Raw genomic sequence first — 354 nt, 5'->3', positions numbered from 1 at the left:
AAGGTGCCACCAGCGGACCACGCGATTATCGGCAGGGAGAAATACCATTTGATTACTCCGATTTGAAAGACGTTTACCAGGTAGTTGGCGGCCGTGCTGCCTGGATGCTCAACAATGGCTATGATCTCGCTCTCGCACAACAAACTGTTGCAACAAATCAGGCGGATTTAATTGCATTCGGCCACCTTTTTATTAGTAATCCTGATCTGGTTGAACGTTTACGACAAGGTGCTTCGTTGACACCGCCTGATAAAAGTACTTTTTACGGCGGCAACGAGCACGGATACACCGATTATCCTTTTATGAGCGGGTGAACACGTACAATCCGATTTTTATGTGAGGATGAGCCGGAAT

Annotated in this window: 1 pseudogene; it reads left to right on the top strand. The window is 47.2% G+C overall.

What is annotated here, in order from left to right:
• Window positions 1–314: pseudogene (locus tag SQ11_RS15685) on the top strand (alkene reductase); the annotation flags it as partial.
• Between the last annotated feature and the right edge of the window lie 40 nt (window positions 315–354).

The sequence above is a fragment of the Nitrosospira sp. NpAV genome, assembly GCF_000832065.1.
Lineage (GTDB): Bacteria > Pseudomonadota > Gammaproteobacteria > Burkholderiales > Nitrosomonadaceae > Nitrosospira.
This window is presented reverse-complemented; position numbering and strand designations above follow the sequence as displayed.